This window comes from Methanosarcina sp. A14, from assembly GCF_001729375.1.
Taxonomy (GTDB): Archaea; Halobacteriota; Methanosarcinia; order Methanosarcinales; family Methanosarcinaceae; genus Methanosarcina; species Methanosarcina barkeri.
On record NZ_LZPK01000177.1, the window covers coordinates 1 to 11,209 of the forward strand.

The window sequence follows — 11,209 nt, forward strand, 5'->3', positions numbered from 1 at the left end:
ATATCATAAACTTTCTGACCACAGGCAGCAACGCAGCAGTTTTCCCCGGCAGTTTCAAAAACATTTACTCTTTCTTCCATAAGTATCCCCATATGCTTATACTCACAATGATTTAAAAAGATCAGGGTATGACCCATGTTTCACTCTTGAGACACAGATTGTGCATCCATAAATATTAAGTTATAGTCGGTAAATATTAAGGTAAACTATTCAATAAATGTTGGGAAATTGACGCAATTTATCATGATTCCTCACTTAACCGAAGACGCATGGACTAGAATTATATTTATGGTTCCGACTTTTGCCCTGAATTCTGAGCCGTTGCTCAAGCCAGCGGTTATGAAAGCTGTCAGGCAGTCATTTTCTATTACCTGAATATATTCCATTTTTACAGCCGTAAGGAGAACGAAGTGAGTTTCTTCAAGGCCCAGTTTCAGTGTTTCTTCTTTTAAGAACTCACGAGGGTCAGGGAATTAAACGTTCTTGGCACCTGTTTGTTGAATAGGTACTTTACTCGTGCACGGTCGCCGTTTAAACCCGTGCTCACGGCTTCAAAATCTCTTTTGATTATAAAGGAACTGTTCTTCACATAGTACTGCATAAAATTGCTCCTCTTTCACGGAAAAGAGTACAATTGCATATTTTTATTTATTTCCTATATGTGATTTATGCTTTTTAGCCGAATATCCATATAGCTTGCTGCGGGGTACGCCAGCACAAATTTGATTGTAAAAGGGCGCAAAGCGGTAGTGGTCTAATTTGAAAGTTCTTGCGAACGCTCTTCTTTCCAAACATGGCAAATTACTTATTACTGTTTGCCTAATTACTATTATGGATAATAAGTACTATTCATACTGGTTAGCTCTTATTATTCTTTCTGGAATCTTTTATATCATTTTTGGAGCATTCTATGCCGTTTTTGGCTTTTGTGGGTTTCTAATTGTTGCAGGTGTCTTTTTTGTTATAAGTGTTCTGTATGGTATATATTCTGTTTCTCATAAATTTCGCAGTTGAGTAAACGTTTAACTGTTTTTGAATTAACGCAAATACTGGATATTTTAGTCTACACAATAGTCTACACGATAATGATCACTCTGTTTTTTCCGTCTTCTGGCAGTCCATGTCCAAATGGCACGAAGAAATAGAGGCAAGGTTCCGCTATTTTTGGAGTCTAGTTATATTCACGAAAGTTAAAACCTCAAGCATGCTTTGTTATAGTATTTTTCATATAGAATTTTCTAATGTTCACTACGAAACTACCTGATACCTCGAAACTACCTAATACCTCGAAACTACCTAATACCTCGAAACTACCTGACACCTGATGAAGCCGGAACTGTTAAATATCTAGATAAAATACAAATGGTTTTTATGTATTCCTGGGATCCAAAACTTTATTCTTCGAATTCCTCAGCTCAGAAAAACTGGGGGTTTGAACTTCTTGCAAAGCTGAATTTGAAAGGAAATGAAAGGTTTCTGGACGTTGGCTGCGGGGACGGAAAACTTAGTGCTGAAGTTGCAAAAAACCTACCTGAAGGCTCTGTTCTAGGAATCGATCTCTCTGAAGAGATGATTACTTTTGCCAGGAATCATTATTCTCAAGAGAAGTTTCCAAACCTTGCTTTTATGCAAGCAAATGCAAGTGAACTTACTTTTGACTCTGAGTTCGATATTGTCTTTTCCAATGCTGTTCTTCACTGGATAAAGGTTCCTGAAGCTGCTCTGAAGGGTTTTTTGAAAAGCCTCAAACCCGGTGGAGTATTCCTGGCCCAGCTTGGTGGGAAAGGAAACGCTGCAGAGATTCTCAAAACTCTTGATTATATGCTTGAAAACGAAAAATGGAGTTCTTATTTCAGGGATTTTGTATTTCCATATGGCTTTTACGGACCTGAAGAATACGGTAAATGGCTCAAAGATGCAGGTTTTTTAATTAAGCGTTTGGAATTGATCTCAAAAGACATAGCTCTTCATGGAGAAAGTAGACTTTTCGCCTGGATTGCTTCAACCTGGCACCCTTATATACAGCGGATACCTCCAGAATTAAAAGAGGATTTTATAAACGAACTTGTAACTCTTCTTGTGAAAAATTATCCACCTGATGACAAAGGATATGTCCGTGTCCAGATGAAAAGGCTGGAAATTGAGGCTTATCGGAAGAAATGAAGCCTATTGGGAGAAATATTTGACTTTCACACAGCAGACAAAATATTTGTCATCGGCATTTTAGCTGAAAAGGGTCCACTTATCAAGGTCGATGGAAAGCTAATCACATATGGAAACAGGCTCGATTACCAGGAACCTGGCAAGGGGTTTCAAGGAAGTGACTGAAAACAATGGGACTCCACTCTACTCTTTAAAGCTTAAGTATAGAAGACTTAAAAGCTTAAGTATAAAGATGAGAGGATCTTTGTCTCGCATTCTGTCTTTTGTTTTTTATTCAACAAGTTTTAAGTTTTGGATAAGCTTTTAAGGATCAGCTCATAAATTATATATTTTCAGCAAAAATATTAAACCCTAAAAGGCATACTTTTTTAGAGTTAACCCTTTATGAAATTTTAATATATGTTGTCTTTGTCGCTGTATTGCTACCTGCAGAACTGGCTACTGTAAGTTTAACAGTATATTTCCCTTTTTTGGAATACTTATGAGTTGGATTCTGGGCTGTTGAATATGTCCCATCTCCAAAACTCCATTTCCATTTAGTTGGTTTTCCTGTACTTTTATCAGTAAATTTCACACTTAAAGGTACTTTTCCTGATTTTGGAGATGCATAAAATACAGCAACCGGTTTTGCTGTCACTATGATATACTTTGATTTCATTGCTGTGTTACTGCCTGCAGCATTTGTTACTGTAAGTTTAACAGTATATTTTCCTGCTTTAGAATACTTATGAGTTGGATTTTTGGCTGTTGACGATTTTCCGTCTCCGAAACTCCATTTCCATTTAGTTGGTTTTCCTGTACTTTTGTCAGTAAATTTCACGCTTAAAGGTACTGTTCCTGATTTTGGAGATGCATAAAATGTAGCAACAGGAACGCTGGGTTTTTGGGTTTTTGATATCTTATTTCCAGTAATTATGGCATTTTGAACATTTTTTACTATGATTCCATAAGAGAGATTCGGTGGATACACATTTATTAAGATGTTGTTTTGTATCTTCACAATGTTACTTTTGAACGAATTTCCATCTATATGTATTCCATTCAGTTTTATGTCTGTAAACCTATTATTAGAGATATTTAAGTTTACTCCGTTAATTCTAAACTTCTGATATACTCCTTTATGCGAAAGATTGCTGAAACTGTTCCCACTTATTATTATATTCCTGAAACTCTCCTGACCTGGAAAATAAATTCCATATATCCCATTGTTTTGAACATTATTTTTAATTATAAGCTTGTTATTGATTCCACTTTTTCCTCCCAGATACATAATACCTGACATACCATTAAATTTATTATTTTCGTAACTATGTATTCCATCATTAATGCTGCCGCGTCTGGATATACCTCCATATCCGCCAAAAATTTTGTTGTTAGAAAATGTCGAATATTGTGTGCCATCTGAAAAAGCGAAAAAGCCTGGTTGCGGGTATATTTTGTTTTTAGTTACGACATAGCTAATAGTAACAGGATGGGAATCAACAACACTAGAACCATCGATGTTTCCCCCTATTAGAGTGTTATCAGTGATAAAAACATCACGATTTAAAGATTTGCGTTCAGCTGTATTGCCTGTTATAGCATGCCTGCAGTTTTCTATGTGATTATGGTCAATATTGACAAAAGCCGAACCGCTAGCCACATTTACGCCATATCCACTTCCTGGAAGAAGTGAATTGTAAATCTCATTATTATTAATATTCACATTAAAACAGGAATACAGGCAAATAGCACTGAATCCAATATCTTTGAACCAAGAATTAGTAATAGAACTGTCCTTGCAATATTGCATAGCCAGTCCACGATGAGATGTCGTTGCACCTCTACCCTGTATCCTTATGTTCTTTATATTCATTTGAATAGGTCTGTATACTTCGACCTTTACATTCTCAGATAATTTGTAATCTCTATGGAGTGGTTGATTTAAAGTGACAACATTTCCATTCACATTTTTAACAGCGTAAATTTCCCCTGTCATTTGATCAGAATAATCATGAGGACACCACTTGACATTTTTCCATATTTTTATCAGGTCGTTCTTGCGAACCCTTGAAGCATCAGTTAAAACCACTTGAGATGAGCCCTTATTGGCATTAGTGTTCAATTTTTTGTTTGCGATCAATGATCCACGGAATAAAATCCCGTAAGTTTCTTTTTCCGGATTTTTCATGTGAAAAATTACTTTTCCTTCGCCTATTATTTTCAGATTTTTACCATTTTGATATATTATTTTTGTAATATAGTAGTTCCCTTCATGGATAGTAATTGTATCCCCACTTTTTGATTTATCCAGTGCCGCCTGAATGCAGGCTGCATCGTTTGCATAATTAGTTGTATGAAAAAGATCTGATTCAGCTGGTCCAGTCTGTTTGTCAATTACGATGTTTGTCGCCAAAGCTGCAGGGCTGCTTAAAATAATATAAAAAAAGAAAGGGCAAGCACTGTCACAAAAAATCTTAAACTCCTCACCAAAAATCACACACAAACCTGTTTAATTTAGAGACTATCCGAAGCGGTTGTGATCAATAACTTTCACAGTTGGCATATCAAAAAAGATGGACACTCAATTTTAGAGACCTGTTATAATTTTACAATACGCCGTTGTTGATTTTTCGGAAAGCTCTATCTAACTTTACTATCTATTTTAAAGAAGTATGCATTTTTCCATAACCCCACCATATTACTATTTTTTAACTGATATAACTTTTTCTATGCTGTTTATAAAGTAAAAAGTGCTCTCAGTTACTTGTATTTAAAAGAAGTATTCTACTGTAAAAAGCTAAAATATTTTATAAATATGAAAGTTTAATGAGGAAGGAGAAAACCTGGAATAATATTTGAAATCAAAGAACAGTAGCTTCAAGGACATTAGTGCGAAAGTCGCGATTCAAACTACTGGTACTGTTTGCTATCAACAAGTAAAGTTTATTAAAGAGTGTTTTATCTCAGGTAAAAGAACAGAAGTAAAAGAATACTGCTGAAACTACATAAACTGGAAAAACTGAGTATTGCAAGGACAGGAATAAGAAATCCCTACCTTACGCCGATAATTAATAAATCACGAAGTATATATGACAGTACTCCATTCTGACAAAAGTTCTTTATCTAAAGGCTTTTATTTAGTTATAGATCACTCTGCCTTTTTACTTCCAAACTTAATTGTTATTTTATCAATAATAAGTTCTTTGATAATGTCAACGGCATATTTTATGAATTTAATATATTATATTAAAGCCATAATATATCTCAGCAACGTAAAAGAAATAAGGTCAAATTAGATAATAAAGCGATGTGAACAGGCACTGTAATAGACACCTTTATGTTAACAAATAAAGTGAGTGCAAATGATGCTTCATTACATAATAAGTAAAATTGTATTAATATGAAAATTAATATACTGATTTATTCCATTATCATTAAAATTAGGCATTTTATTGCGTAAAAGAGGGAGATCAGGGGAATAATGACAGCTAAAATGGTGCAATCTGAGGCAATAAACCCGAATCCTGTGATCAGTGTGGCAAAGGATGGTACAGTTCTTTACTCTAATGATGCAGGAAAGCCTTTATTGCATGAGTGGGGCGTGGGAGTTAGAGAAAAATTGCCTCCACATATTAATATTTTTGTTCAAAAGGCAATTTCCCAGAAAGGTATTGAAAAAATAAAAATTAAAGTGGGGAAAAGAGTATACTTTATCGTTTTTCATCCCTTGCCTGAAGAAGAATGCGTAAACATTTATGGATTTGACATAAGTGAGAGTAAAAAGCTTGAGGGAAAACCTCAGGAAAGTGAAGATCTAGAGATGAAAAATCTGGAACTTGCCAGTATTATTGATGTCCAGGCTGTCCAGTCCCTGATGGAGGATTTCTATAAGCTTGTTAGCATTCCAATAGCCCTGTTTGATCTCAAAGGCAATATTCTGTCAAGTGTTGGATGGCAGGACATCTGCACGAAATTCCACAGGGTTCATCCCGAAGCCTGCAAACACTGCATGGAAAACTACATAAAGCTATCATCAGGTGTTCTCTCGAGAGAATTTAAGCTGAATAAATGCAAAAACAACATGTGGAATATAGTGACTCCCATTATTGTGGGAGACCGGCACGTTGGCTACGCCTTTTCAGGTCAGTTCTTATTTGAGGGTGAGCCTATAGACTATGAATTTTTCCGAGTCCAGGCCAGGAAATATAGCTTCAATGAACAGGAGTACATAGCAGCTCTTAAGAAAGTTCCGAGGTTGGACCCTGCAGCTGTGGACACATGCATGTCTTTTCTTACAACATTTGCCAATATGGTTTCGCAGCTAGGCTACAGCAATACCAGGCTGTCTCAATCGCTGGCTGAGCGTGATGCTGTGGTTGATGCATTGCAAGAGAGTGAGAAGCGGCTGCGTCTCCTGAGCAACAACCTGCCAAACAGCGCGGTATATCAGTATGTCCTTGAGCCCGATAACAGTACCAATTTCTTATATTTCAGCGCAGGTATCGAGCGGTTGTTCGGCATCAGCATATCCGATGTTCTTCGTGATCCAGAAATGCTGTACAGGCAAGTTCCGCAGACGTACTTAGAACGGCTCGTCGAAGCCGAGATACGAAGTGCCCGTGAATTGTCAGATTTTGATATGGAATTACCTCTTCAGCTTCCCGAAGAACAGGTTAAATGGATACGGTTGCACTCTCGTCCTCGCAGGCTGCCCGACGGCCGAACGATCTGGGACGGTGTACTGACTGACATTACCAAGCTAAAGCAGGCTGAGGAGGTGCTGTGCGAGAGCGAATCACGCCGTAAGGTTACCGAAGCTGTCGATACTGAACGGAAGCGGTTTTTTGATGTACTGGAGGCGTTGCCGGTAATGGTTGCTCTATTAACACCTGACCATTACATCGCCTTCGCAAACCGCTGTTTCCGTGAGCAGTTTGGCGAGTTAGGCGATCAACACTGTTTTGAGTATTGTTTTGGGTGTACCGAACCCTGTGAGTTCTGTAAAGCATATAAGGTACTTGAAACCGGCCAACCCTATCATTGGCAGGTTACCTTACCAGATGGTGGTATTTTTGATGCTTATGACCTTCCATTTACAGACGTTGACGGTTCTCCCCTGATCCTTGAGATGGATATTGACATCACCAAAAGAAAAGAAGCTGAAGAAGCTCTTGCAAATATTGAGACTGCTCGGAAAAAGGAAATCCATCATAGAATAAAGAATAACCTTCAGGTAATTTCCTCTCTGCTGGATCTTCAGGCTGAACAGTTTAAAAATAAAGAGAATATTAAGGATTCAGAAGTTCTGGAAGCCTTCAGAGAAAGTCAGGATAGAATAATATCTATGGCTTTGATACATGAGGAACTGTATAGAGGCGAAGGATTCGAGACGCTAAACTTTTCCCCTTACATTCAGGAACTTGCTGAGAATCTCTTATTAACATACAGGCTTGGTAACACCAATATCACCTTAAGCATGAATCTGGAAGAAAACGTGTTGTTTGATATGGATACTGCAGTCCCATTAGGAATAATTGTCAATGAACTTGTTTCTAATTCCCTCAAGCATGCATTTCCTGATAGAGATGATGGAGAAATCCAAATTAAACTTAATAGAGAGGAAAACGAAGAGTATATAAAAGACATAAACAAAGGCCAGAAGAGCACTAATTTCATTCTAACCGTTTCAGATGACGGTATAGGTATTCCTGAAAATCTTGAAATTGAAGAGCTTGATAGTCTGGGATTTCAGCTTATAACTTCTCTTGTAGACCAATTAGATGGGGATTTTGACTTGAAAAGGAACAATGGCACAGAATTCATTATGAGATTTACAGTAACAGAAAGAGGGAATCTGGCTCAAACTGGTCTAAAATCACAATAAAATAAATGAAAAATTAGTGCGAAGAAATGTGCGATTCCTACGAGACCAGGCTCTGAACCTGACACCTCTGACATGGCTTCTTGCTTTGGTAAGTATACACTAGACAGGGACCAATTCTGAAAAAAGAGCTCTATTATCATGTTTCGGAAAAGAATATTTGAAAGCACTTTTATGTCATGCGACAAGAAGTTATGCCAGAATTACTTTACTACTATCCTTTCCATTTGGGATAACCCTATCAGAATGTGCATTAGCAGTAATGCCGATGTGCAAAGCTTCTTATACAATGTAAGAAACTCTGAAAGTCCAGTTCAGATAACTTGCTATGGAGCTCTTCTCTTCTCCTTTTTTAGTAGAAGTGGCTATTAATATTAGTTTAATAAGCTAAATAGTTATGAAAAGTTTTGAGTTTTTACATAAACTTAAATAATGATAGCATTATGAGTACTATAAAAAGCATATATAATATTATTAACACTGTTCTCTTGTTCATAATTTAACTTCGCTTTGTGTAAATTATAAATTAATTACATTTTTTCTCACATCGGGAGCGCAGAGGGTCACGAACACCCTGTCCTCCATAAGCTATCTGACAATTATTTTCAGTAATAAAAGAATTCTTTTTTTAATTTAAAGGCTTTATTTGCTTTTTATATTACTTTTTATTACTAACAATGATTGTCAGACCGCCTGTTTAGGGTGGAGTGTCCGCACGCAATTTGATTTGTTCGCCAAATATTTTCTTTCAATTTTTAACAAATGATTTTGATGGAACTAGTTACGTATATTTATTTAGAAAATACTGCGAATTTGCTGTGGATTCAATACCAAATTTTTCCTGACTGTAATTGTAAATTTTTCTGAAGCTGTATTTTCTTCCCAGAGATCTCTTAAGATTTGTAATTTTACAGAAAAATCAATACACTACTGCCTTTACTTGTGTTTAATTCTTTAAATCTTATTATTAACCATCTAATTTCATTCAAAATGTATTTCCTTATGCTTTTTATATACAATAATAAAACAGTTTGATTTGCTATCCAATATTCCACTTTTTATTCTAACGTCTCTTTTTATCTTATTATAATTTTTATTTTATTATAATTTTTATTCGCTGTTTTATGTTTATATCCTATGGTTTTATATTAAAATGTTTCGAATTGTTATCCAACAGACTAATTTTCGTTACATTTCATATTATATTTGTTGTTCGATGTGTATACAGTAAAATCTTAAACTCCAGTTAAATTTTCACAAAGAAATCGCTTCTCAACCCCTTTCCAATTTTAAAATCAGATTTCATTTTAAGACCGATTAGACTGCGTTCCAAAATCTAATGTATTGATTCTCAAATAAATACATAATAAGAAAATAATTACAGCTTATTACGTAAAGAGTCTATCCCAAAAGCCACTTTACTCTTAATCATTGGGAATTCTCAGAATTATTTTTATGATCATAAGATTGATTGATTATTCAAAATACACAGTCTAAGAAGCAAATTTCAAGTTTTGGGATGAACTCAAATATTATTTTCAAGTCACATGGAATTCTGTAATACTAAAAACGCATCCGAGCGAGGAGTGATTCAATTTGGATATTACAACTATGAAAAACACGGAAAGCACGGTTTTTATTCCAAAATCATTTCGTTTTTTTAATTTTTTTATTGCAGCTACATATCTCATATATGTAGCCTACTATTATACTCTATCTTCGAATTTGTTTCATTTTACGTAACCATTCCACAATATAAAAATAGAGTTGGAATTTACTAAACGTTTAACATTTTGCGTTGCTTGCTGTTGTATTATGTATTTGACTTCCAAATGGCTTTGAGTCTGCGAACTCATTTCAGGATACAACAAATATGACCAAGCATGCGTCTTCGATTAAGTGAGAAATCGTGATAAATTGCCTCAATTTCCTCAATATTTTCCAAATATTTTAATAAATTATGAGCTGGAACAAAGTATCGATTTCATATAAAGAGGCCAAAATTTAAGGTTGGATTCTAATACAGAATCGATATTTTCAGGCAAGAAAATTCCCTAACCGATGACCAATGTATAACCAAGTTTAAAAATATACTTAAAAGGCATATTTGACTTCATAGCTATCCCACTTCTCAACTACACCACTTCTCAACTACACCACTTCTCAACTACACCACTTCTCAAATATTAAACTTTACAACTTTACGACAAATCTATTGTATATTTAGCCGATTGGAATATTTTATCTCTAGCTTTAAAAATGCTATGCAAACTTTAATCTTTAAACGTTAACAACAATGATTGGTCTTTATCTTTGCCAATAACTCGTATATGTTTATTTCGATATTTTTTTATAGTATCTAGTTAAATAATCACAATGTTAGGTAGTTGCAATGTGCAGTAGTTCTAAAGTTGTATAATTATGACGTCGAATAGTTATAATTTGAATATTTATAACGTTAAATAGTTGTGAAGTTAAATTTCATTATAGAATAAATTCTCGTAATTTGAATCTTCTTCAAATCATGTGGGAAAAAGTAAATTTCGCATATTTATTGGAAATTTAAGAATTTAACCAAGTTTTAAAAGCATTCTCAAGCAATTCGTTAAAGTTTGAAAGTGTATAACAAAATCATTGAATACATCTAGAACGAGAAAATTCTCCCTTAAATTTGAAGAGAATATTATAATTTGTATACGAAATCATCATTAATTATTTACTAGAGTTCATAAGGTTGAAATCAAAAATTAGAAGCTTTGGACTTTAAACGTTGACGGAATTTATTATTGTTTCTTTTTGATCAAAACTCTTGAATTCTAGCTTTTTTGAATTAATGGTGATTAACATACAACTGTCAAAAAATGATTGTTATTATGCAATTATTATATCCAGTTAATTCAGAATAAGGTGTTGATCATGATTCTGGAGAGCGATGCCATGATTTAACTTATGCTTCAGAGGAATACAATATGTGTTATGTCCATCTAATCAGGCAAGTTCTTAATAAAGTCAAAACAGAACATAATTCTCTGAAAATCGAAGCAGATAACCAGAGCCATCAAGCACAGTTATCAAAAAGTGATATCTTTGGAATCCTCCAGAACGACAGACGAAGATGTGTCCTGGAAATTCTTCACAAACAGGGAAATCAGAGCATACGTTTTCTTTCTGAGGAAATAGCTC

Annotated in this window: 5 protein-coding genes; 3 read left to right on the forward strand and 2 right to left on the reverse strand. The window is 35.0% G+C overall.

Annotation, left to right across the window (positions count from 1 at the left end; translation table 11 throughout):
- Positions 1-251: 251 nt before the first annotated feature.
- Positions 252-437: an adenosylcobinamide amidohydrolase gene (locus A9239_RS20775; protein ID WP_338041690.1), complete on the reverse strand. Its 186-nt coding sequence runs from the start codon at positions 435-437 to the stop codon at positions 252-254.
- A gap of 934 nt (positions 438-1,371) precedes the next feature.
- On the opposite strand from A9239_RS20775, the gene A9239_RS09220 reads away from it, so the two are divergent.
- Positions 1,372-2,163 (forward strand): class I SAM-dependent methyltransferase, encoded by a 792-nt coding sequence (locus A9239_RS09220; protein WP_048122647.1) that lies wholly within the window; start codon positions 1,372-1,374, stop codon positions 2,161-2,163.
- A gap of 382 nt (positions 2,164-2,545) precedes the next feature.
- On the opposite strand, the gene A9239_RS09225 is transcribed toward A9239_RS09220, so the two are convergent.
- Positions 2,546-4,642: a PKD domain-containing protein gene (locus A9239_RS09225; RefSeq protein ID WP_048116351.1), complete on the reverse strand. Its 2,097-nt coding sequence runs from the start codon at positions 4,640-4,642 to the stop codon at positions 2,546-2,548.
- A 984-nt stretch (positions 4,643-5,626) separates the two neighbouring features.
- Between A9239_RS09225 and A9239_RS09230 the strand changes: the two genes are divergently transcribed.
- Both A9239_RS09230 and A9239_RS19910 read left to right on the forward strand, forming a co-directional pair.
- Positions 5,627-8,029 (forward strand): PocR ligand-binding domain-containing protein, encoded by a 2,403-nt coding sequence (locus tag A9239_RS09230; RefSeq protein ID WP_048116353.1) that lies wholly within the window; start codon positions 5,627-5,629, stop codon positions 8,027-8,029.
- A gap of 2,966 nt (positions 8,030-10,995) precedes the next feature.
- Positions 10,996-11,209: hypothetical protein (locus A9239_RS19910; protein WP_218104591.1), on the forward strand; the 214-nt coding region annotated here is incomplete at its 3' end.